This is a genomic window from Halomonas denitrificans (assembly GCA_019800895.1).
Lineage (GTDB): Bacteria > Pseudomonadota > Gammaproteobacteria > Xanthomonadales > Wenzhouxiangellaceae.
Genome location: JAHVKF010000002.1, coordinates 599,320 through 622,036 on the forward strand (window position 1 = coordinate 599,320; position 22,717 = coordinate 622,036).

The window sequence follows — 22,717 nt, forward strand, 5'->3', positions numbered from 1 at the left end:
GCCCGGCAGGGCCCGATCGCTCATCCGCTCAGGAGTCTCGACCCTTGACTCACACCGAAATCGAAGACCGACGCCTGATCGGCGAGGTCATGCAGACCTACATCGAAGGTGCGAAGACCGGCAGCAACGACGTGCTTCGTCCGATCTTCCACGACCTGGCCACGATCTGCGGCTACGTCGGTGACGACCTGTTCGCGGGTCCGATCCAGATGTTCTACGACTGGCACGACGAGAACGGTCCGGCCGAGTCGGTGCAGGCCGGCGAGACCACCATCGACCTCCAGGGCACCGCAGCATCGGTCCGGATCGAACTGCTCGACTGGACCGGTCACCGGTTCACCGACTTCTTCACCCTGGTCAAGGTCGAAGGACGCTGGCAGATCCTGAGCAAGGTGTTCTTCCTTCATCCGGAGGAGTGATCGTGTCGACTCGCCATCGATCGATGCACTCAGCCGCAGCGAGACCGTCCGCGGGATGATTCTCCGGTCCGTCATGCGCCACGTCCACGACCAGAACTGGTTCGCCGTGTTCCTCGACTTCCTGATCGTGGTGGTTGGTGTATTCATCGGCATCCAGGTGGCGAACTGGAACGAAGTTCGACGGGAAGACGCGGCGGGACGTGCGTATCTGGGTCGTATCCAGGAGGACCTGGCCGTCGATCGAGCCACGCTGAAAGGGCGCGGTCGGTTCTGGAGCGTGGTGCAGGAGTACGGGGAAGGCGCGCTCGGCTACCTCGAAGACGGGTCCCTGGTCGACGCGTCCGCCTGGAAAACGCTTCTCGCGCTGTATCACGCCACCCAGGTCTGGGGATTTTCGCTGTACGAGCCGACCTATCGGGAAATGATAAGCGCAGGGGACCTGAGGCTGATCCCGGACCCCGAACTACGCCGTGCACTCGGCGATTACTACGGCGTCAATTTCGATCAGAAGAACTTCGTCTTCCAGATGATTCCACCGTACCGGGATACGGTGCGGGGCATGATGCCCTGGGAGGTTCAGAATTACATCTGGGCATCGTGCTTCGAGTCCTGGGGGCTGGATCGTTACCGCCTGCTGGACTGCGACTCTCCGATTCCGGAGGAACGCGCCCAACCGTTGCTCGACCGCTTTGCAGCACGCGTCGAAGTCACCGAACAACTTCGCAACTGGCTGCGGAACCTCGAACTGATGCTGATCTGGCAGGTGCAGATGACCGAGGTCTCCAGCGAGCTCGATCGCCGGATCGAACGGTCGATGGAGAACCGCGACACGGGAACTCGAGAATGATCGGAGCCGGGAATGCTTCTGCGTAGCGTCATGCACCACGTCCGCGACCAGAACTGGTTCGCCGTGTTCCTCGACTTCCTGATCGTGGTCGTCGGGGTGTTCATTGGCATCCAGGTGGCGAACTGGAACGACGAGCGGGTGCAGCGGGAGCGGGAGCGTCTATTGCTCGCCGAGCTTCGCGAAGAAGCGATCCGCAATGCCGAGGCCGCGCGATCCGTGGGCGAAGGCCTGCGAGTCGGTGCCGCCTCCGGACGGAGAGTCCTGCGCCTTGCCGAAGCCGAGGGAACCGTCTGCCCGGACGATTGCTGGTCCGTGATCGTCGACCTGATGCACGCCTCGCAATGGCAGCAGATCTCAAGCCGCTGGACCACCTACGAGGAATTGCGCCGCGCAGGCCTGCCGAGCGATCGACGCATCATCGAAGCGGTCGAAACCCTGCTCCAGACCAACCATCGCGCCGCGCAGGGGCTGGAAATTCCCCCCGAATATCGGACTCTGGTCCGCCGGATGATCCCGATCGAACTGCAGGACGTCTATTGGTCCCACTGCTTCATCGAGGAAGGCGGTTACGAACGCTACGTCATGCCCTGCGCACCGCCTGTCGATTCCCCGCCCGTGCCGGCAACCGTAGTCCAGCTCATTCTCGGCGATCCGCGAATCATAGACACGCTTCGGGAATGGACAAGCATCGCGCTTCTGACTGGAAACGGTCTGGTGACCCAGCCGCCCGCAATGGCCGAAGACATCGTCGCTGCCATCGATACGGCAGCGGGTGCTCCATGATCCTCCGTAGCCTCACGCGCCACGTCCGCGACCAGAACTGGTTCGCCGTGTTCCTCGACTTCCTGATCGTGGTCGTCGGTGTGTTCATCGGCATCCAGGTGGCGAACTGGAACGAGGCCAGAAACAATCGCTCGATCGCGATGGGGCACCTGTCGGAAATCGCCGAGGACATCCAGACCCACCTGGACTTCCACCCCGAGTTGTACGACGCGGCCACCGCGCGGATCGCCGCGGTGGACTACATCTACGATCGGGCGTTAGGGCGCAGCCTGCCGGATCGACTAGTTCTTTCCACGGTCGAATGGGACGTCCCTCCGACCGAGGCACTGAGCGAGGAGGAACTGGACCGCATCATGGGCTCCGTCAACCTCATCCGCATCACCGTCGGCTCCCGGAACGGCTACGAGTCACTGATCAATTCAGGCAACCTCGGCCTGATCGAGAGCCGGGACCTGGCGCGCGCGATCCAGCATTACTAAGGGCAATACGACGACCTGCTCGATACCGGGGAAGTATTCCGGGCGTTCCGCAACGACGGCGCCGCGGTCTTCCACGAGGCGGGAATCTCCGTATTCGATCGCCGTCCGGTCGAGGAGATCATCGAGATCACCCGAACCCACCCGCCCTTCGCCGCCTACCTGCGATCGACAAGGGAGTGGGCCATCGTCCATGCGGGCTTTCTCGAGAATCTCCGGATCGAGTCCGAAGCGTTGCTCGCCCGCATCAATGCAGAACTGGCAGCGGGACCATGATGCTCCGTTCCGTTCCACGCCACGTCCGCGACCCGGGCCGGATCGCGGTCGTTCTCGACGTCCTGTTCGTGGTGCTCGCGATCCACACTCGGAGTACCGCTTGCTGCTTCTTCGACCGCTGCGCCCCGCGCCGAGGCCGGTTCGGGTGGAGACGAACGGGTGTCAGGCCTGTCGGCGTCTGAACAGGGCGCGCAGCAGTTCGGACAGCGAAAGCCGGGCCAGATCGCGGAACTCCCCGGCGTCGAGAAACACGCCCTCGCAACCGGAGCAGATCTCGTAGCGGATGTCCGGCTTGTGGGGGTCGGCGACGTGGCGCGTGGGACGACCGCAGCGCGGACAGTCGATATGGGTCAGCGCGTTCATCGCTTCGCCCTCGGCGGGTTCGCCCACATCGATGGCCTCGGCGATCTCGCTCTGCGCCAGCCAGTCGAGCTCGCCGGCATCGAACCAGATGCCGCCGCAGCCGGTGCAGCGGTCGACCTCGACCCCGTCGGCCTCGACCGGCTCCATCGGCTCCCGGCACTTGGGGCAGCGCAGTTCGCTCATCGCGGGGGGCACGTTGGCGTCGGCAATTCGGGGATCGTGGGCGTCGGAGGCACACGCGGTCCGCGCGCCGTGGTCGGGCGGCTGGGCATCGGCGATTTCCCTGTGGGTTCCGGGCGGGGGACGTCCAATGGTAGGCAAAGCGACGCCTTTCGTCCACGCGTCGTCCACGCGGGCAAGGCTTCGCCGATCGGGACCGTTTGCATTCCTCCGTCGATTGGAGGATTCTGCGGAGACATTCCGCGTTCTCCGGCGGTCCGCGCGACCCCGCAACGACGTGAGGATTCCGCGGCCGGCGGGCCGCATCGCTGACGAGGGAGCCACCATGACCCGTTCCACCGACCCCACCGACCCCGTAGATGCCGTAGATGCCGTCGACCTCTCCAATTCCACCGACCCGACCGATTCCCGCCGCCGACGCGTTCTGACCGGCGCACTCGGGGCGGCCGCGGCAGCGGCTGGCGCGCCCCTGCTGGCGGCCGTGACGCCCACCCAGACCGAGGGCCCGTTCTATCCGGTCGTCGAGCAGGCCGACACGGACGCCGACCTGACCCGCATCGAAGGATACGCCGAGGCCGCGACCGGCGAGGTGGTGGTGGTCGAAGGTCGCGTGCTGGACGAGAACGGGTCACCGATCGAGGGGGCCCTGGTCGACGTCTGGCAGGCCAACGCCAACGGCCGCTACGCCCACGAAGCCGATCCCAACCCGGCGCCGCTGGACCCGAACTTCCAGGGCTGGGCGAAGTTGGTGACCGACGCCGAGGGCCGGTACCGCTTCCGCACGATCAAGCCGGGGCCGTACAAGGTGGCCGACGAGTGGAGCCGTCCGCCGCACATCCACTTCAAGGTGGCGCGGCGCGGCTTCCATGAGTTGACCACCCAGATGTATTTCGCCGGCGACCCGCTCAACGACGTCGACCGCCTGCTTCAGTCCGTGCCGGAGGCGCAGCGCGGCATGCTGGTCGTCGACTTCCGCCCGCGGGACGCGGACGCGCCGACGGGCCGCTTCGACCTCGTGCTTGCATCGGTCTGAGCGACCCTGCCCCGGGCCGCCCGGGGCGCGGTCTCGCGGACTCAACTTGCAAGATAAACTTGCGGATTCGACTCGTTGATTCGACTAGTCGATTCGATTGGCCCCGGCGACGGCCCGCACGTCGAACCGTCGACCGGACTCGAGAAGCGCCTCGAACTCGTCCGGCGGAAGCGGACGGGAAAAGTAGTAGCCCTGGGCGACCGGGCAGCGCTCCGCGGCCAGGAAGCGCAGGTGCTCGTCGGTCTCGACCCCTTCGGCCACCGCCTCGATCTCCAGGTCGCGGGCCAGCGCCAGGATCGTCCGGATGATGGCTTCGTCCTCGCCGCTGCCGCCGACCCGGTCGATGAACTCGCGGTCGATCTTGAGCACGTCGATCGGGAAGCTCCGCAGGTAGGTCAGGGACGAATAGCCCTTGCCGAAGTCGTCGAGCGCGATCCCCACGCCAAGGGCACGAAGTCGTTCGAGGATCTCGGTCGCCGCCTCGGGGTCGCGTGCCAGGGATGTCTCGGTAAGCTCGAGTTCAAGGCTCGAGGGTTCGACGCCGGTGGCCGAGAGCGCTTCGCGTACCGTGCCGGCCAGGTCGTGCTGCCGGAACTGCTCGAAGGACAGGTTCACCGATACCCGGAACGGTGAGCGCCGCCCCGACGAACCTGCGGCGAGCGGTTGCCAGCTTCGCAGGAATCGACACGCCGTACGGAGCACCCACTCGCCGACCGGGATGATCAGGCCCGTCTTTTCCAGCATCGGGATGAACCGATCGGGCGGGACGCGTCCGCGCTCGGGGTGCTCCCACCGGATCAGCGCCTCGGCGCCGACGATTCTCCCGTTCACGATCGAGACCTTCGGCTGGAACTCCAGGACGAACTCCTCGCGTTCGAGAGCGCGGCGCAGACTGGCGTGGGTCTCCAGCCATTGCTGTGCCTCTTCGGCCATGCTCCGCGAAAAGACCGCGACCTGGCCGCCGCCCTGCTGCTTGGACCGGGTCAGGGCGGCTTCGGCGCCCTGCAGCAGCTGCTCGGCGTCGGTGGAGTCCTCGGGTGCGAACGCGATTCCGATTCCCGCGGTCACGTGGATCTCGCGCCCATCGATCGAGATCGGCTCGGCGATGGCCGCCTGGAGCCGTTCGGCCGAGTTCTCCGCCCAGAGCTGGCTTCGGTCCCCGGACAGCAGGACGATGAACCGGTCGCCACTGCCCCGGCCGACCGAGTCGCCGGGGTTCACCCCAGCGTCGAGGCGCTCGGCGATCTGCTGGAGCACCCGGTCGCCGCCGGCCTGGCCGAGCGTGGCATTGACCTTGGCGAAATCGTCCAGCCCGACGTAGAGGACCGCGATGCCGAAGTCCGCTTCACCGACGCGGCGCAACAACTGGACGAGACGATCACGAACCACGCCGCGATTGGCGAGCCCGGTCACCGCATCGTAGTTGGTGAGTCGCTCCAGTTCCTTCTCGGTCCGCAGTTTCTCGGAAATGTCGTAATGGGTCGAGATGTAGTGCGTGATCCCGCCGGTCTCGTCGCGGACCGGCGCGATGCTCATGTCGGCGTGGTAGGTCGATCCATCCTGCCGACGGTTGACGAACACGCCGTGGAACGGTTTTCCGGACACCAGGGCGCGCTCCAACCGCTCCTGGACATCCGGCGCGGTCTGCCCGGACCGTAGGAGCGCCGGCGTTCGGCCGAGCACCTCGGAGGACGCGTAGCCCGTGACGCGCTCGAAGGCCGGGTTCACGTATTCGATGATCCGCTGCGGATCGGTGATCATGACCGCTTCGGCGGACTGCTCGAGCGCGCGCGACAGCTTGCTCCGTTCGAGCTCCAGCGCGCGCTGCTCGGTCATGTCGCGGGAGATCCCGAACACGCCGAACGGCCGTCCGTCGCCATCGCGGCAGACGCCCTTGGTGGTGTGCATGTAGCGCAGGCCGACCGCGGCAGGAACCGTTTCGTGGATGCGCTGGGTCCGGCCGCTCGCGATCACTTCGCGGTCGGCTTCCTCGATTCGCGCGGCGCTGTCCTCCGGAAACACCTCGGCGTCGGTCTTGCCGACGATCTGTTCGGCGTCGAGACCGAGAAAGGCCAGGCCGGCCCGGTTCATGTGCAGGTAGCGGCCCTCCAGGTCCTTGACGAAGATCACTTCCGAGGTGTTCTCGGAGATGCCGGAAAGGATCGCGTGCTGTTCTCGCTCGCGCTGTTCGACATCGCGCTGGGCCGTGATGTCCCGGCCGATCGCGTAGAGTTCCGCGCTGCCGGTTCCATCCAGTGCACCGAGCTTGACCTCCAGCAAGGCGCGTTTGCCGTCGCCCCGCACGACCTCCCACTCGAAGGACTGTGGTTCGCCGGACGCAGCCCGCTGGAGATACTCGCAGCCCTTGTCCCAGGAGCTGCGGCCATCGGGCTGCAACGGTGGAGAAATATCGGTGAAGCTGCGCCCGATCAGCCAATCGCGCTTCCAACCGAACAGCGCTTCAACGCGGTCGTTGCAGTCAACGTAGGTTCCGTCGCGACGGTGCAGGGAAACCCCATCAGGGATACCTTCGAACAGGGCGCGATAGTTCGCTTCGCTTCTCCGTCGCGCCTCCTCGGCGCGGCGCTCCTGGGTGATGTCCCGCACGATCGCGTGCAGGTTTGCATCGTCGACGCCGTCGAGCCGGCCGAGCTGCACTTCGGCCAGGACCTCGTTGCCCGACCGATCGTGATGCACCCATTCGAACACCTGGAGTTCCCTACCCAGCGCGGCCTCGATCAGTTTCGGTGCCTTGTCGGCGGAGCGCTGGCCGTCGGGCTGGACCTCAGGCGAGACATCCAGCGGGGTCATGCCGATCAGCTCCTCGCGCGTGTACCCGTACGTTCGGGCGGCGGCTTCGTTGCAGTCGACGAAGCGCTCGTTGTTCAACAGGACCACGCCGTTGAGCACGTGATCGAACAGGTGCCGGTAGCGGGTCTCGCTCTCCGTCAGTGCCGCACGGGTCCGATCCCATGCGCGCCGCAGGCGGAACGCCTCCAGGACGCGGATCACGGCGGGCGCGAATCGAGCGGGGTCGGATGTCGCCACCACGTCGTCGATGCCCCGCTGCATCAGCGCGATCGCTCGCCGAGCGTCGATGTCCTTGCCGACGAGCAGCACCGGCAGGCGCTCATGGCGCGATCGCAGGAGGTCAACGGCGTGGATCGCCTCGTCGGCGCTCGCCGAGCCGAAGAACACGATGACGTCAGGTGCCCAGTCGACCGGATACGGGGCGTGGGCCAACCCGGCCTCCACGCATCGCCACTCGACGGCGTAGCCCGCCTCCTCGAGGCTGGCCAGCGATCGGGATCGGGGCTCGGGCGCGGCGCCACGAACCAGCAGGCGCAAGCGCCGCGACCCGCTCTCCTGCGGGTCCACCGGATTCGCTCCTGCAGGTGAAGGCTTCCCGGGTCGGGTCTCGCTCCGAGAGGCCGGCCGGTCATCGGCCGGTCCGCTCGCGGTTTCGTCGTATCGCGTCCGATCCATAGCGATCGCTGGGCGGTGCGAGGCATCGATCCGTGGCTCCGGGCCCCGCGTCGACCGAATGCGTGGACTCCCTACCCTACCATCGACCGCACGTTCGGCGAAAGCGCGCCGGCACGGCTGCGCGAGCGCCCCGGAGTCGGGCTCGGGGCGGTTCCTCAGGCCCTGCCCGCGGCCCCGATCGTGCCCGGAACGCCGGACAGGGTGACGTGATCGCCGCACGGGTGCTCATCGTCTACCAGCCTCGGCATCGGCTCAGCGATTCCGTGTGTTCACCGTCTGCCGCAATCAGCGCCATGCGCTCGAACTGCCCGGCCGTCGCGCAGGCGTGGTTCGGCAGGACGCGAAGGCGGCGACCGATCGGAAAGTCCGCAGTGTCCAGCGCCTGACCGTCGCGCCGGCCGACCAGGCCGTGCTCCTGGTTGGTCGCCCGGACGATGACTTCGGGGGCCAGGACCTTGCCGTCCTCGTCGCAGACCAGGCCGTAGCCCTGGTCGACGGCCTGATCCGCCGTACCGCGATCACGCGACAACGCCATCCAGCCCGCGTCGACCAGCACTTCGCCCTGGTCGGATCGATGGCCGATGACTTCGGTCAGTACCGAGATCGCGATGTCGTCGATCTCGCAGACGCCGAGTCCGGCCATGACCAGGTCCATGAAGGCATACACGCCGGCGCGCACTTCGGTGACGCCAGCGAGGTTGTCCGCAAACAGGGCCGTCGGCGTCGAACCCACGCTGACGACCGGGGCTTCGAAGCCTGCGGCGCGCAGTCGACCGGCAGCCGCCACGGCATCGTCCCGTTCCTTCTCTGCGATGCGCTTCAGGCAGGTGCGATCTCGGCAGGCGTAGGATCCGCCGGCGTGGACCATCACGCCGGCCGCCGTTACGCCCGCGCGTTCGAGAATGCGTGCGCATTCGACCAGCGTCGGATCGTCCGGACGAAAACCCGCGCGGTGTCCGTCGGCATCGACTTCGAGCAGGACACGAAACGGCACGCCGGTGCGCTCCGCGGCGGCGGCCACGGCCCGCGCCGCCTCCGGGTGGTCAAGGATCAATGTGAGATTCATGCCGTCGCGGATGCGGCGGGCTGCGGCGTCGAGCTTGCCCGGCGCGATGCCGACCGCATACAGCAGGTCGTCGAATCCGGCGGCGAAGAAGTGATCGGCCTCGCCCAGCGTCGATACCGTTGCGCCCCCGGGGTGGCCGACCAGCATGCGGCGAGCCAGTTCGACATTCTTGACGGTCTTCATGTGCGGGCGCAGCGGCACGCCCAGCGCGTCCACGCGCGCGTTCAAGCGACCCAGGTTCCGCGCGAACCGGGCTTCGTCGATCAGGAGGGCGGGCGTGGGAAGTCGGCGACGGTCCATCCGATGCCTCGTGATGCGGGGTCCGGTCCATTGTCGCCCGGCGCGCGGCGCGCTGCCCACACGATCGTCGTGCGCCGCCGGACCTGCGAGCGACGGCGCTTCGGCCTTCGCCCACGACATCCGTCCCTGCGCACGAAAAAGGGCGCGGACCGAGCCGGTCCGCGCCCATGCCGTCGACGTTCCTCGCTGTCGCGGTCGCCGATCAGCGGAGAGCGTTCAGAGGAATCGGACTTCGCCCGTGCTCAGGTCGTGCACCGCACCGACGACCTTGACCTTGCCTTCCTCGACCAGGCCGCGGACGACGTCGCTGCGGCGAAGGAGCTCGTTGACCTGCATTTCCACGTTGGTCTCGACCACGCGATTGACGAACTCGATGTTGGCGGAGCTGCGGTCCGTACCGGTCGGGGTGTTGACCGCATCGATCGCCGGCTCGATCTCGTCGAGCAGCGCCGTCAGGTTGCCGACCTCGACGCCGTCGCAGGCACCCTTGACCGCGCCGCAGGCCGTGTGACCCATGACCACGATCAGCTTCGAGCCGGCCGCAGCGGTGGCGAACTCGAAGCTGCCGAGCAGGTTGGTGTCGACCACGTTCCCGGCGACTCGGCCGACGAACAGGTCGCCGACGCCCTGGTCGAACACGATTTCGGGCGCCGAGCGGGAGTCCAGGCAGGACAGGACGACCGCGAACGGATACTGGCCGCCGGCGGTGGCCTTCTGTTCGGCGATCAGGTCGCGATCGGTGGAGTTTCCGGCGACGAACCGGGCATTGCCCTCGACCAGCCGCTGCAGCGCCTGGTCCGGCGTCATCTCCACCTGCGTGGCCTGATCGATGACGTCGATGTGGTCGTCGGCCAGGGCCAGCATCGAAGCGGACGGACCGAGCAACAGGGCGCCGAGCAGCAGGGCACGGGGAGAAACTGATTTCATAGGTTCAACCTCTCGAATAGGGTATGTAAGTTCAATAACACCTATCGAATGGTCCACCATCGTCCGTCAGCGCCGCGTCAACGGAAGTCGCTTCGAGGGCGTGCGCGCGTGCTGGCGCGACGAGGTTCAGTCGGCGGGCCGGTACTCGCCGGCAAACCAGGGGGCCCAGTCGCCGTCCGGCGCCTGCTGCCAGAATTCCTGCAGCACGGTGCCGTCGGCACGGGGGGTCCATCGCCCGCGGAACGGGAAGCGCTGCCGGTTGGCGTGGTAGACGATGCTGCCTTCCATGGCCATCCGGCCCTGAGCGTCCAGTCCGCCTTCCAGCTCGATCAGCGCGCTCGCGCTCTGCCAGAGCTGGCGCCAGGCGTCGCGCTCCGGGTCGTGGAAATTCATGCTCAGGCCCGTGCCGCCGCTCGCGCCGGTCCATTCCTCCAGCAGCAGGCAGCCGCCTTCGCGACGCGCGATGCGATTGGTGCCGACCCGCTGGTCGGTGCCGGGGCGATAGACCTGCCAGTCGCCGATCCAGAAGTCGAAGTCCCGCGCCGGGCCGGACTCCTGCGTGCACGGCGAAGGCGGTGGTGCGGGTGCGGTCACCGGCTCGGAAACCGCCGGGACGGTTTCCGTCGGCGCCTGCTCCTGGGCCTGGATCGGACCGGCCAGGACCAGCGCGAGAAGCATCCAGGGCCTGCGAACGAAGTCGTGCATCGAAGCGTCCCGATTCGAGTCCGGTCCCAGCATGCGCTCGAAGACGTCCGCGGGCAAGCCGCTCGGCCACTGCTCCGGGGCGCCGGCTTTTGAAATCCCAGCGGTTCACCTTCATTTGAGACAATGCGTTTATCGAAGGGCGGTCAACGCCGACCCGTTCAGGAGACCCCCGATGACCGAATCGCCGACGCGCCACGACCGCGCGCTCGAACCCTTGTCCGACTGGCCGGAGGCCGCCGATCTGGAATGGACGCCCGCCGTCGAGGCGCGGACGAAGCACCTCCAGCATCGCGTCGCCGACGTCGTGCCCGAGGCCGAGTGGCCGCTGCATGCGCCGCTGGTCGACGCGATCCTGCGCCTGAAGGACGAGCGCGGCGCGGTGATCCTGGCCCACAACTACATGACGCCGGAAATCTTCCACTGCGTCGGCGACGCGACCGGCGACTCGCTGAAGCTCGCGCAGCTGGCGGCGGAGGCCGAGGAGCAGGTGATCGTCCAGGCCGGCGTGCACTTCATGGCCGAGACCGCCAAGATCCTGTCGCCGGAGAAGACGGTACTGATCCCGGACCTGCGCGCCGGCTGCTCCCTGGCCGCGTCGATCACCGGCGAGGACGTGAAACGGGTCAAGGCCGCCTATCCCGGCGTGCCGGTGGTGACCTACGTCAACACCACCGCCGACGTGAAGGCCGCCTCCGACATCTGCTGCACGTCGTCGAACGCGGTCCAGGTCGTCGAGGCCGTGGCCGCCGAATGGGGCAGCGATACGGCCATCCTCATCCCGGACGAGTATCTCGCGAAGAACGTCGCCAGCCAGACCGGGGTCCGCATCCTGACCTGGAAGGGCGCCTGCGAGGTGCACGAGCGCTTTACCGCAGCGGAGATCGAGCAGCTGCGCATCGAGCACCCCGACGCGATGATCATCACCCACCCCGAGTGCCCGCCCGACGTGCTCAAGGCCGCCGACTTCGCCGGCTCCACCGGTGCGATGGCGGCCTTCGTCCGCGACCACAAGCCGTCGAAGGCGATCCTGATCACCGAGTGCTCGATGAGCGACAACGTGGCGGTCGACAACCCCGAGACGCAGTTCGTCCGCCCGTGCAACCTCTGCCCGCACATGAAGCGGATTTCCCTGGCGGGCATCTACGACGCGCTGCGCCTGGGCCAGTTCGAAGTGACCGTCGACCCCGCCGTGGCGGATGCGGCGCGCGCCAGCGTCCAGGCGATGCTCGACCTGCCGATGCCGGCCCGCCCGCCGGCCTTCGACACCGCTCGGCCGGCGATCGACATTCCCTACGTCCGGGTCTGACCGGGTGAGCGTCCGGGCAGCGGATCCGCCCGTCGTCGTCATCGGCGCGGGGCTGGCGGGGCTGTGGGCCGCGCTGAACCTCGCACCCCGCCGGGTCGTGCTGCTGGCCGGCGGATCCCGCCACCGAACCTCCTCGTCGTCCTGGGCCCAGGGCGGCATCGCCGCGGCCCTGGGGCCCGACGACGATCCCGGCGCGCACGCGGCGGACACGATGGCCGCCGGGGCGGGACTGGCCGACCCCGAGGTCGTCCGTGCACTGACCGAAGCGGCCCCGGAGGAAGTCCGTCGACTGTTCGATGCCGGTGTGCCCTTCGAGCGCGACGCCGGCGGCGGCTGGGTGCTGTCGCGCGAAGCGGCCCATGGACGTGCCCGGATCGCCCGGGTCGGCGGCGACCGCGCCGGCGCCGAGATTGTCGCGGCACTGGTCGCGGCCGTGGGCGCCGCCCGGGAGCGCTGCGGCGGCCACATCGACCTGCGGCGAGGGGTCCGCGCCAAGGGTCTGCAGATCGACGACCAGGGGCACTGCACCGGAGTGCTCGCAATCGACGACCGGGGCCGCGCGCAGCCGATCCCGGCGCGCGCGGCGGTACTGGCCACCGGGGGCGTGGGCGGCCTGTTCGAGGTCACCACCAACCCGACCGCCAATTGCGGCCTGGGCCTGGCCTGGGCGGCGCGCCTCGGCGCACGGATCCGCGACGCGGAGTTTGTCCAGTTCCACCCGACGGCAATGAAGCTGGGCGAAACGCCGGCGCCGCTGGCCACCGAGGCACTGCGCGGAGAAGGCGCGGTGCTCGTCGATCGGTCCGGTCGGCGCTTCATGCCGGACCTGCATCCCGACGCCGAACTCGCGCCGCGCGACGTGGTCGCCCGCGCGGTCCATCGCCATGACCTGGAGGGCGGCGCGTGGCTCGACGCGCGGTCGATCGGCCCGGACTTCCCGCGCCGCTTTCCGACCGTGTTCGAGGCCTGCCGTCGCGCCGGTCTGGACCCGCGGGAAGCGCCGATCCCGGTCGCGCCGGCCGCGCACTACCACATGGGCGGAATCGCGGCGACGCTGGACGGCGAGACCGACGTGCCCGGCCTGTTCGCGATCGGCGAGGTTGCCTGCACCGGCGCGCACGGCGCCAACCGGCTGGCGTCGAATTCGCTGCTGGAGACGGTGGTCATGGCCAGCCGCCTCGCCGACCGGCTGCGCGACGCGGACGCTCCGTCCCGGCGGGCAAACGGGCGGGACCTGCCCGGCGCGGACCTCCCCGACGCCGCGCTCGATCGACTGCGCGCCGCGATGCAACGAGGCGCCGGCGTCGAGCGGGATGCAAGCGGCCTGGCCCGACTGGTCGCCGAGATCGACCGGCTCGAGACGCGCCACGGAACGTCCGACCCGCTGCTGGTCGCGCGCTGCATCGCCGAGACCGCGGCGGCGCGGACGGAGTCTCGCGGCGCCCACGCGCGCAGCGATTTCCCCGCCGCGAGCGAGCGGGCAAGGCCTTCCACCTGGCGCCGCGCTGGCGCCTGCCCCCGGTCGGATCGCGTATCGTTGACGCGGTCCAGGCCAATCTCCGATCCAACGCTGGAGCCCGCCCGATGATTCCGACCGTTCCCCGCCACGTCCTGCTCGACGTGGTCCGCCGCGCGCTCGCCGAGGACCTCGGCGGTCGCGGGGACCTGTCCGGCCAGGCCACCCTGCCGGACGATCTCGAAGGACGCTTCGTGGTGCGCGCGCGGGCCGAAGGCCGGTTGGCGGGCGCCCGGGCCGCCCGGCTGACCTTTTCCGAAGTCGACCGGACGCTGCGTCTCGACGACTGGCTGGACGACGGCGCGGCGCTCGAAGCGGGCACGGTGATCGGCCGGGTCATGGGCCCCGTACGCAGCATTGTCGCTGCCGAGCGCGTCGCGCTGAACCTGCTGGGCCGCCTCTCCGGCATCGCCTCTCTGACCGCGCGCTTCGTCGCTGCCGTCGACGGCACCGGCACGGCAATCACGCACACCCGCAAGACCACGCCGGGGCTGCGGGCGCTCGAGCTGGCCGCGGTGGCGGCCGGAGGCGGCGCGATGCATCGCTTCGGGCTCGACGACGCGATCCTGATCAAGGACAACCACGTGGCGGCCTGCGGCGGTGTCGGCGCTGCCGTGCGCCGAGCCCGGGCCTTCGCCGGCCACATGACCCGCGTCGCGGTCGAGGTCGATCGCCTCGACCAGCTCGACGAGGCGCTGGCGGCGGGCGCCGGGAGCGTGCTGCTCGACAACTTCTCGAACGAGGACCTGCGGGCCGCCGTCGCTCGCGTCGGCGATAGGGGCGTGACCCTGGAGGCCTCGGGCAACGTCTCGCTGGATACCGTGCGCGCGATCGCCGGGACCGGCATCGACGTCATCTCGATCGGCGCGCTGACGCACTCCGCGCCCAACCTCGACGTAGGCCTCGACGACGCCTGATCGAAGGCCGCGGCGCTGTGGGCGTGCGCAGGATCCATCGTTGACATTCCGGGTCCGCCGGCATTGGACAGGGTAGAGCCGTTCAATGCCGGAGAGTCTCATGGCCCGTCGTAGTTCGCCGCACCTCGCTCGTCTCCTCCCGTTCCTGGGCGTGCTGCTGGCTTGCGCCAATACGCAGGCCGCAACGCTCGAAGCGCTGCCGAACGCGTCGATGCCCGGCAGCGAGATCATCGCCCGCGGCATCGGCTACCCGCCATCCGAGTTGATCGAATTCCAGCTCGTCGACATCGCCGGCGGCCCGGCGATTCCGAGCGGCGAGCTGTTCGCCGACGACGTCGGTCGGCTGTTCGGCCGCCTTGCCCTGCCCCAGGCCAATCCCGGCAGCTATCGACTGCAGGCGTGGGCGAGAGGCATCCTGGAAGGCGCGGCACCCATCGAACTGCTGGCACCGCCAACGCTGACGGTCTCGCCGACCCAGGGTCCGCCGGGCCGCCTGGTCAACGCCACCTTCTCGTCGATCGGCGCCGGCCGGGTGACGGTCTTCTACGACGATGTCCCGGTGCTCGGTCCGGTCTTTCAGGGCGGAGGCAGCTTCCAGGCGTCCTTCGTGGTGCCGGCCGACCGGCCCGTACCGCTCGGCGGGACAGTCGAAGTGCGTGCCGAACAGAGCGCCGGCGGCAGCATCGCCGCAACGGCATCCACCTCGTTCCAGAGCGAGCCTGCGGTCGCCGACGAAGTGGTGCTGACCACCTTCTCGGGGCCGGGCGAACCGCTCTCTCCCGGCGAGACCTTCAGCTTCAGCGGCCAGGTCCAGCTGCCGTCGTTCCGCAGCCCGGCCGACTACCGCTGGACCGCCGCGATGCGCACCACCAACGGTCGCCTCGTGCCGGTCAACCTCGGCCCGATCGTGTTCGACGGTGCGGGGAACTTCGAGGGCGAAGGCGTGATGCCGACGCTGGCCGCGGGCTTCGGCTACCTGGCCTTCGGTCAGGCCACGGACCTGGGGATCGTCTACAAGATTCCGAGCTCGGGCAACAGCGCGTTCCTGCAGGCGGTCGTCATCGACTACGAACCGCTCGAGGTCCAGACCCTGAACTTCAACGTCCGCCGCCAGAGCGACGGCAGCCCGGTCGAGACGGCGGTCGTCAACGTGTTCGCCAACACGGTGTTCGTTCCCCCGGGCTGGAACTTCGAGGAGGACGGCTGGCCCGGCACGCGCGCCGCCGGCAGCACGCTGCAGAAACCGATGTGGTCGGCGGCCTATGCACCGCCGAACCAGTACGTCGACGCGATCGAGCAGGCCACCCACGCCATCGGTTCGCACACCAACCCGGTCACCGGCTGCCCGATCACCCTGAGCAGCGGGCTGACCAACTCGAACGGCGACTGGCAGGCCAACGCGGTGCCCTGGCTGAACTGGTTCTACGATTCGCTGGCCTACGACACCAGCCAGCTCGACATCAACACGCGGATCAACGGCCCGGGAAAGGCGACCTTCTCGGCCAACATCAGCGCGACGCACCTGGACCTCGGCCTGATCAATCCGGACAACGGCGTGTGCACCGGCCAGCGCTTCGACTTCCAGTACGACTACGACACCGAGCTCTGGAAGCTCCGGACCGACCTCGACGGCGACTTCGACCTCCCCTTCGACCCCGACGAGACGATCGAAGTCGTTCTTCCCGACTGCGGGGCGGCGGCGCCCGGCATTCCGGCCGACCCGTACATGCCGGGTCTGCCGGTGCAGCATGTGACCTTTGCCAACCAGCCCACGCTGCGCTTCGGCGCGATCTGGAGCTTCCCGGACGTGAACGGTGCGACACTGATTGTCGAGGACGTCCCGCAGATCCGACTGCCGCACGCCTCCTTCCTGTTCGGCCTGCTGCAGAACCCAACGCTGCACTTCGACGGCCAGGAGGTCGGCCCGCTGTCGGTCGAGGGCGCGGCCTGCGGGCAGAGCGGCGTCGACTACGTGATCGATCTGCCGCAGCTGGTCACCTACCCGCCGGGCATCCGGACGGGCTTCATCACCGCGGAGGACTCGAACGGCGATCCGCTGCCTCCGCGCTTCTTCCAGATCGATATCCGCCCGGGCCCGACCTGGATCAACCAGGCCGCCGACTTCACCACCCGGACCATCTTCTGGTCGCCCGAGAAGGTCAGCCTGTTCGCCGCCGAGCCGGACCGCCAGCGCGCCCTCCAGGTGCCGAACCCCGGCTACGGCATCGGCGGCATGGCCAACGACAACGAGTCCGAGGCCGATCTTTTCCAGACCCTGCTGCCCAGCGGCGCCGGAACGCGCCGGCGACTCGGCGACGCGACGAGCATGGCCGTCAACCGTCCCAACGACCCGGTCGACAACGAAGCCAACGGGTCCGGCTCGTCGGCCGGCAATCCCGTTCCGTTCGGAAGCGAAGAGCCGATCACCGTGCTCGACACGGGCAAGATCCCGCTGTTCCGCTATGCCTGGGGCATTCCGCCGATCGCCTCGGCCACCGTCGGCGCCGACATCTGGTTCAAGGCCCTGTACGCCTACTACGGCGAGTGGATCGCGACCAATACGCAGGTGCTGGTCGACGTGACCACCGAGGCGATCGCCCAGGCGGGTCTCGACGTCTGGATCGACGTCAGCGTGATCCTCGACCTGGTCTCGCTGAACGCCTTCGCGCTGCCGAACTTCGCGCTGACCATGCCGCTGGTCGTCGAGGACAATCAATTCGACGCCGCGGCCAGCGAGCCCTGCTTCGAGTTCGCGCTCGACGTCGCCTACGAAGTCAAGGTCGGCTGGTGCCCCTTCTGCATCAAGGCCGGCGACGTCGCCGAGCTGTTCGATGTGCAGGAGCCGTCGGCCTGCGCCAACCGAACGGCGCGGGTCGCTCGCGCCGCGCCTGACGTTCCACCGATTGATCGCACGTCGCTGGCCGTCGACGGCAGCGGCCTGGCCAGCCTCCTTTGGGGCGACGGGTCCGGCAACCTGCAGTTCCAGTCCTACCAGAACGGCGTGCCGTCGGCCCTGCAGTCGCTGGTGGCCGGCCCCGGCGCGATGGGTGCCGCCCACGCGTACTACGACGCCGGCAAGGCGGTGCTGGTCTACGCACAGAGCAGCCTGACGGAGGCCCAGTTCCTGGCCCTCGACGGCGATCCCAACGATCCGCTGGACGGCGACTACGCCTCGGCCGTGGCCGCCCAGCACCTGGTCTACCGGGTCGACGACGGAAGCGGCTGGAGCGCGCCGATGACGCTGACCCCACCGACCACCGGCGACGGCGGCGTGGTGCTGGCCGCGTGTCCGGCCACCGACAGTGCCTGTCCGGCCGGCGGCGAGGTGCTGGCCGTGTGGGTGCACGACGCCTCCGGCAATATCGACCTGCACGACCTCCGCCTGAAGTACGCCTTCTTCGACGGCCTGAACTGGGGCCCGATCGGCGACATGGAGATGGGCAGCACCGCCAAGGACCTGCAGCCCTCGGCGACCTACCTGAACGGCGACCCGGTGGTGGTCTGGGTCCGCAACCCGGCGGTCTCCAACGACGGCACGACGGCGACCCTGAATCTCGGCCAGCGCCGCCTGGCGTACCGCTTCCTTCGCCAGTCGGCCGGCGTGCAGGTTCCGCCCACTCTGCCCCTGGGCGTCGCGTCACCTTCGGTCGCCGCGTTCGCAGCCGACACCCTGTCGATCGCATTCTCGGTTGCGACGGAAGGCGACGCCTTCCTGGGCACCCGCCGATCGCTGCATACGGCGTTCGGCGTCCAGTGCTTCGCCGGCGTCTGCCAGTTCAATTCGGCGCAGGAGCGCACCGACAGCCAGGGCCGACGGATCTTCGTCGAGCGGCCGAAGCTTTCGCGCAACCTGAACGGCCAGGGCGTCATCACCTTTCGCCAGCTCGGCGTCGAGAACCCGACCGAGAACGACCCGGACGGCGTGTTCCAGCACACCGGCGCCCTGATGCAGCTGATCTTCGACTACCAGCCAATGGCTCCGCCGACGCCGTCCGACCCGATCGAGCTGAGCAATCTCGGGGCGGTGAACTGGAAGGTGGACGCCGTCTTCGACCCGGCCTCGAACGCGATGCTGACCAGCGCCGTGCAGATCGAGACCGCAGGCGGAGCGCGCAGCACCAAGCGGGACGTGGTGCCCGGCGTCAAGGAACGCCGCATCGGCACCGCAGGCGCGACCCTGCTGGTCGCGGAACGGCCGATGCTGCCGGAGTTCGAGCTGATCGACGCGCAGCTGTCACCGACCTGGATTCCCGAAGGCGGCAGTGCCCAACTCGAGGTGCAGCTGCGCAACAACGGCCCCGGGTGGAGCGAGCCCGGCCCGGTGACCGTGGCGACGTTCTGGAACGGCCCGGCCGGGCTCGGCCTGCCCGGACCCGTGCAGACCATCGACGATCTGACGACCGGACAGCCGCTGACGATCTCGCTGACCGTGCCGCTGCCGGCGAGCCTGAACGAGGACGACGAGCAGACCCTCCACGTGGTCGTCAATCCGCAGCAACAGCTGTCCGAATCCGACGGTTCCAACAACGCCCGGTCGGTGGCGGTGGGGGCCCTCCCGCCGCCGACCGGGCTGGAGAACGTCGACGGCGATCTCAGCGGCACCGTGGTGATCCACTGGACGCCGGTCGACGATCCGCGCGTGACCGGATACCGCGTCTACCGCGAGGATCCCGACGGCAGTTTCCACCACGTCGGCTTCACCGACGTGCCCGGCTTCGCCGATTTTTCCGCCGAGTCGGAGCAGCGGCACCGCTATCGCGTCAGCAGCGTGGCGGCGAACCTGAACGAGTCGGCCCCCAGCGAACCGGTCGAGGCCTGGACGCTGGATCCGGACGTGGTCTTCCGCGACGGGTTCGAATAGGCGACGTTCAGTCGACGCCTGCAGGGCGCGATGCGGGTGGTGGGTCCGCCGCCACCCGCTCGGCGACCTGCCGGAGATCCCGCTGGCGATAGTGGCCGGCCGGCAGGGCAGCGTCGGCTCGGCGAACCGCCGATTCGATCAGCGCTCGCGCGTCCACGATGCGTCCCGAGCGCCAGAGCATCTCCGCCTGCCATCCTTCGACCAGCAGCACCTGCGGATGGTCCGGTCCCATCATTCCGGCCAGCGCATCGTGCGACGAGGCAAGCAGCGGAAGCGCCTCGTCGATCCGGCCCAAGCCGCCCAGCGCCGCACCGCGATAGCTCTCCGCGACCCGGGCCAGCGGATGGCGCGGGCCGTGGGCCTCGACGATGTCCTGGTGGATCGCCGCGGAGCCGGCCAGCGCGGCCTCGAACTCGTCCAGGCGAATCCGGGCCTCGGCCAGGTTCAGACCATTGATCCAGGCGAGCGGGCCGACGGCGCGATCGATCGACCGATAGCCAGCTGCCACGCGCTCGGCCACCTCCGCGCCCTCGCGATACCGCCCGAGCTCGAGCAGCCGGGCGGCCCGATTGCTTTCGACGACGAGCAGGTCGGGATCGTCGGCTCCCATGTTCCTGCGCGCATTCGTGCCGGCGGCTTCCAGCAACTCCAGCGCTTCCCGGGTCTGCCCGCGGTCGGCCAGGACGTTACTGAGGGTGAGTTGTGCCATCCACGTCCGGCGTTCATCGTGACCCAACCAGGCCTCCGTGGTTTCCAGGTTCGCGCGCGCCAGGGCTTCGGCCGCCTCCATCGCGCCCCGTCCGAGTTGGATCTGGATCAATCGATCGCGCGCGATCAGGGTGTTGACGTGCCGTTGTCCGTTGACCCGGAGGCTCTCTTCGAGCGCCTGCTCACCGACCACGGCTGCTTCGTCCGCCCGACCTGCCCGCTGCAGCACGAGCGCGCGCATCGCGTGGAGGCTCTGCGCCGCGCGATCCGTGCGCTCGTCCCGGTGCAGGTGCGCGGCCCGGTCGAGTTCGGCCAGCGCGGCGTCGGTCCGGTTCTCGTCCAGCCGTCGCCCGGCCTTCCCGATGTGCGCATAGATCATCTCGTGGCGCATCTCCGGATCCTCGGGATCGGCCAGCGCGAGCAACCGGTCCCAGGTCGCTTCGGCCTCTTCTCCTCTCCCGGTTGCGTTCTCGCTCCGCGCGATCGGATCGAGCTGGTCGAGCGCCCGCGGATGGGACGGCCCGAGCCGGTCGGCGTAGGTCGCCAGGGCCCGGCGAAGCAGGGGTTCGGCGGCGTCGTGCAGATCGAGCGCCTCGTAGGTCTGGCCGACCAGGGCCCGGATCCGGGCAAGCGCCAGGGGGCGATCGGCAAAGCGTCGCTCGGCTTCCGGCACGGCGCGCTCCAGGACGTCGACCACCCGCACGTCCCGCCCCAGCTCGGTCGCACGGGGCGCGACCAGCACGTCGCGCAGCAGGACGTTGACCGCCGACGTCTCGCTTTCGGCGTCGCGTACCCGGACATAGGCGGTCAGGGCCGTGGCGAGACCGGCGGTCAGCAGTACGAAGATCGTTCCCAGCGCCAGGAGCCGGCGGCGCCGCGCCGGCGCGGTGCGCAGGCGTTCGAGTCGATCCTCCACCTGCTCGATGGCGGGCCGGTCCACCGGGTCGGGTGCGAGCATGCCGCGCACGAGACGGCGCCAGGCCGCCGGCATGCCCGGCGCATCGACATCGGGGGAAGCGCGCTGGGCATGCAGCGCCTGCAGGTCCTCGACCGAACCGGCCTCGAACGGGTAGCGGCCGCGTGCGAGAAAGGCGAACACCGCACCCAGGGCATGCACATCGTCGGCCTGCGACGGCGGGCCGCCGGCCAGTCGCTCCGGCGACATCACCGCCGGCGATCCTGCGCCGCGAGCGCGTCCTCCTTCCCTGCGAGCGCTGCCGAAATCCATCAGCACAACGCGCCCGTCGGGCTCGATCATCACGTTGCCGGGCTTGATATCGCCGTGGACCAGGCCGTGCGCGTGCACCGCGCCCACCGCGTCGGCAAGCTGGCGGGCGATCCGGAGCGCCTCGGCGTAGCGCGGCGCAGCGATCCGCACATGGTCGCGCAGGGTCGTACCGTGGATCCGGTCGGCCCAGAGGCCCGGCCGACCGTCCTGGATGTCGGCGCCGTGGACGGCCAGGACGTTCGGATGCCGGACGCGAGCCAGCTGACGCGCCTCCTCGATCCAGGCCTCCGGGTCGGCGGTCGGTGCGTCGACGCGCCGGAGTTTGAGCGCAACCTCGCGCTGCAGGATCGGATCGAAGGCCAGCAGGACATCCCCGAAGCTTCCGCGCCCGAGCGAGCCGCGAATCTCGAGGTGTCCCCAGCGCGTCATCCGGACCGAATCGGCAATCTCGTCGTCCGCGGCACGACGCATCACCCCGGCCAACTCGGCCAGCTGTCTGAATCGTTCGAAGCTCTCGGTCGAGAGGTCCTGCCGGGCGGCCTCCCAGTCCAGCGGTTCGCCATCGGCGAGCCGGGCACTCCAGGCCTCGAGCGAATCGGACGGGGGGCCGCTCACCCCATCCTCCGGGTCAATTCAGCCAGGCCGCGTACGACCAGCATGCGCGCGGCCGCCGATGATTCGGCCTCCATCTCCATCGCGATTTCCGGATAGGTCATGTCGAACTCCAGCCGGAGGATCACCGCATTGCGCTGCTTCTCGGTCAGCACCGAAAGCGCGCGCTCGTAGGCGTCCAGGGTCTGCTGGCCGATCGCGCGCTCGAGGACGCTGGGCGCGTCATCGGCCGGCTCGACTTCCGCATGGCGATCCGCCGATCGTCGGTCGCTGCGGCGCAGTTCCTCCCGGACGGCATTGAGCAGAATGGTACGGAGGTAGGCCAGCAGGGCGCCCGGGCGACCGGCTTCGAAGCGGTCCATGTTGTTCAGCGCGCGCAGCAGGGAGACCTGGACCAGGTCGTCCGTATCGGCCAGATCGCGCGCCCGCTGCGGCAGGCGACCGTGCGCCCACCGTCGGAGCAACGGCAGGCAGCGCTGGAACAGCCGTTCGCGCGCCGCGGCATTGCCGTCCTGCAGCGCGCGGACCAGCGTTGCGGTCGATTCCAGCGATTCGTCAAGCGATCCGTCAAGCGAGCCGTCCATCGACCCCTCCCTCGCAGCCTCGACCCTTTCGCTTCGTGGGCTCGAACCCGATCCGTCGCGCCCTCGCTCCGAATATCGCGCCATGCGGGGGGCGGCGTCAACCGAGGCGCAGGCCCGCGCGTTG

16 protein-coding genes are annotated in these 22,717 nt (G+C 68.9%); 9 read left to right on the forward strand and 7 right to left on the reverse strand.

The annotated features are described in order from the left end of the window. Window positions 1–44 precede the first annotated feature (44 nt). The 4 genes from KUV67_06705 to KUV67_06720 all read left to right on the forward strand — a co-directional run bounded on the left by KUV67_06705 (window position 45) and on the right by KUV67_06720 (window position 2,528). Window positions 45–419 (forward strand): nuclear transport factor 2 family protein, encoded by a 375-nt coding sequence (locus tag KUV67_06705; GenBank protein MBY6204565.1) that lies wholly within the window; start codon window positions 45–47, stop codon window positions 417–419. A 55-nt stretch (window positions 420–474) separates the two neighbouring features. Then, window positions 475–1,266 carry a hypothetical protein gene (locus tag KUV67_06710; protein MBY6204566.1) on the forward strand — a complete coding sequence of 264 codons (792 nt, stop codon included), beginning with the start codon at window positions 475–477 and terminating at the stop codon, window positions 1,264–1,266. 63 nt (window positions 1,267–1,329) lie between these two features. Beyond that, window positions 1,330–2,049 (forward strand): hypothetical protein, encoded by a 720-nt coding sequence (locus tag KUV67_06715; GenBank protein ID MBY6204567.1) that lies wholly within the window; start codon window positions 1,330–1,332, stop codon window positions 2,047–2,049. Further along, window positions 2,046–2,528 carry a hypothetical protein gene (locus KUV67_06720; GenBank protein ID MBY6204568.1) on the forward strand — a complete coding sequence of 161 codons (483 nt, stop codon included), beginning with the start codon at window positions 2,046–2,048 and terminating at the stop codon, window positions 2,526–2,528. Before KUV67_06715 ends, KUV67_06720 begins: the two co-directional genes overlap by 4 nt. Before the next feature lie 435 nt (window positions 2,529–2,963). Here KUV67_06720 and KUV67_06725 read toward each other — a convergent pair whose 3' ends face one another. Then, window positions 2,964–3,347 (reverse strand): zf-TFIIB domain-containing protein, encoded by a 384-nt coding sequence (locus KUV67_06725; protein ID MBY6204569.1) that lies wholly within the window; start codon window positions 3,345–3,347, stop codon window positions 2,964–2,966. Between the two features lie 322 nt (window positions 3,348–3,669). Here KUV67_06725 and KUV67_06730 point away from each other — a divergent pair, with 322 nt between their 5' ends. Beyond that, window positions 3,670–4,377, forward strand: a complete 708-nt coding sequence (locus KUV67_06730; protein MBY6204570.1) for a protocatechuate 3,4-dioxygenase — start codon at window positions 3,670–3,672, stop codon at window positions 4,375–4,377. 84 nt (window positions 4,378–4,461) lie between these two features. Here KUV67_06730 and KUV67_06735 read toward each other — a convergent pair whose 3' ends face one another. From KUV67_06735 to KUV67_06750, 4 genes are all read right to left on the reverse strand, one after another. Next, window positions 4,462–7,755 (reverse strand): EAL domain-containing protein, encoded by a 3,294-nt coding sequence (locus KUV67_06735; protein ID MBY6204571.1) that lies wholly within the window; start codon window positions 7,753–7,755, stop codon window positions 4,462–4,464. A 340-nt stretch (window positions 7,756–8,095) separates the two neighbouring features. Then, window positions 8,096–9,229 carry an alanine racemase gene (locus KUV67_06740; GenBank protein MBY6204572.1) on the reverse strand — a complete coding sequence of 378 codons (1,134 nt, stop codon included), beginning with the start codon at window positions 9,227–9,229 and terminating at the stop codon, window positions 8,096–8,098. Between the two features lie 216 nt (window positions 9,230–9,445). After that, the gene (locus KUV67_06745; GenBank protein ID MBY6204573.1) at window positions 9,446–10,156 is read right to left on the reverse strand and encodes a hypothetical protein; all 711 of its coding nucleotides are present in this window, start codon (window positions 10,154–10,156) and stop codon (window positions 9,446–9,448) included. A gap of 126 nt (window positions 10,157–10,282) precedes the next feature. Further along, window positions 10,283–10,861: a hypothetical protein gene (locus tag KUV67_06750; GenBank protein MBY6204574.1), complete on the reverse strand. Its 579-nt coding sequence runs from the start codon at window positions 10,859–10,861 to the stop codon at window positions 10,283–10,285. 172 nt (window positions 10,862–11,033) lie between these two features. Between KUV67_06750 and nadA the strand changes: the two genes are divergently transcribed. The 4 genes from nadA to KUV67_06770 all read left to right on the forward strand — a co-directional run bounded on the left by nadA (window position 11,034) and on the right by KUV67_06770 (window position 19,461). Then, a complete protein-coding gene (gene nadA, locus KUV67_06755) occupies window positions 11,034–12,167 on the forward strand; it encodes a quinolinate synthase NadA (protein MBY6204575.1) in 1,134 nt (377 codons plus the stop codon). Between the two features lie 4 nt (window positions 12,168–12,171). After that, window positions 12,172–13,755 (forward strand): L-aspartate oxidase, encoded by a 1,584-nt coding sequence (locus KUV67_06760; GenBank protein ID MBY6204576.1) that lies wholly within the window; start codon window positions 12,172–12,174, stop codon window positions 13,753–13,755. Then, window positions 13,752–14,600, forward strand: coding sequence for a carboxylating nicotinate-nucleotide diphosphorylase (nadC, locus tag KUV67_06765; protein ID MBY6204577.1), 849 nt, complete (start codon window positions 13,752–13,754; stop codon window positions 14,598–14,600). The genes KUV67_06760 and nadC overlap by 4 nt, the downstream gene beginning before the upstream one ends. A gap of 100 nt (window positions 14,601–14,700) precedes the next feature. After that, on the forward strand, window positions 14,701–19,461 hold the full coding sequence (locus tag KUV67_06770) for a fibronectin type III domain-containing protein (protein MBY6204578.1): 4,761 nt from the start codon (window positions 14,701–14,703) through the stop codon (window positions 19,459–19,461). Window positions 19,462–19,468: 7 nt separating this feature from the next. On the opposite strand, the gene KUV67_06775 is transcribed toward KUV67_06770, so the two are convergent. Together KUV67_06775 and KUV67_06780 are read right to left on the reverse strand one after the other, a co-directional pair. Beyond that, window positions 19,469–22,012, reverse strand: coding sequence for a serine/threonine-protein kinase (locus tag KUV67_06775; GenBank protein ID MBY6204579.1), 2,544 nt, complete (start codon window positions 22,010–22,012; stop codon window positions 19,469–19,471). Next, the gene (locus tag KUV67_06780) at window positions 22,009–22,593 is read right to left on the reverse strand and encodes a sigma-70 family RNA polymerase sigma factor (protein MBY6204580.1); all 585 of its coding nucleotides are present in this window, start codon (window positions 22,591–22,593) and stop codon (window positions 22,009–22,011) included. The genes KUV67_06775 and KUV67_06780 overlap by 4 nt, the downstream gene beginning before the upstream one ends. Between the last annotated feature and the right edge of the window lie 124 nt (window positions 22,594–22,717).

Bases quoted from the DNA above. Each gene is read 5' to 3' on its own strand.
- KUV67_06710 (MBY6204566.1), top strand. From the start codon at position 475: ATGATTCTCCGGTCCGTCATGCGCCACGTCCACGACCAGAACTGGTTC.
- KUV67_06720 (MBY6204568.1), top strand. From the start codon at position 2,046: ATGATCCTCCGTAGCCTCACGCGCCACGTCCGCGACCAGAACTGGTTC.
- KUV67_06725 (MBY6204569.1), bottom strand. From the start codon at position 3,347: ATGAGCGAACTGCGCTGCCCCAAGTGCCGGGAGCCGATGGAGCCGGTC.
- KUV67_06730 (MBY6204570.1), top strand. From the start codon at position 3,670: ATGACCCGTTCCACCGACCCCACCGACCCCGTAGATGCCGTAGATGCC.
- KUV67_06740 (MBY6204572.1), bottom strand. From the start codon at position 9,229: ATGGACCGTCGCCGACTTCCCACGCCCGCCCTCCTGATCGACGAAGCC.
- KUV67_06745 (MBY6204573.1), bottom strand. From the start codon at position 10,156: ATGAAATCAGTTTCTCCCCGTGCCCTGCTGCTCGGCGCCCTGTTGCTC.
- KUV67_06750 (MBY6204574.1), bottom strand. From the start codon at position 10,861: ATGCACGACTTCGTTCGCAGGCCCTGGATGCTTCTCGCGCTGGTCCTG.
- nadA (MBY6204575.1), top strand. From the start codon at position 11,034: ATGACCGAATCGCCGACGCGCCACGACCGCGCGCTCGAACCCTTGTCC.
- nadC (MBY6204577.1), top strand. From the start codon at position 13,752: ATGATTCCGACCGTTCCCCGCCACGTCCTGCTCGACGTGGTCCGCCGC.
- KUV67_06770 (MBY6204578.1), top strand. From the start codon at position 14,701: ATGGCCCGTCGTAGTTCGCCGCACCTCGCTCGTCTCCTCCCGTTCCTG.
- KUV67_06780 (MBY6204580.1), bottom strand. From the start codon at position 22,593: ATGGACGGCTCGCTTGACGGATCGCTTGACGAATCGCTGGAATCGACC.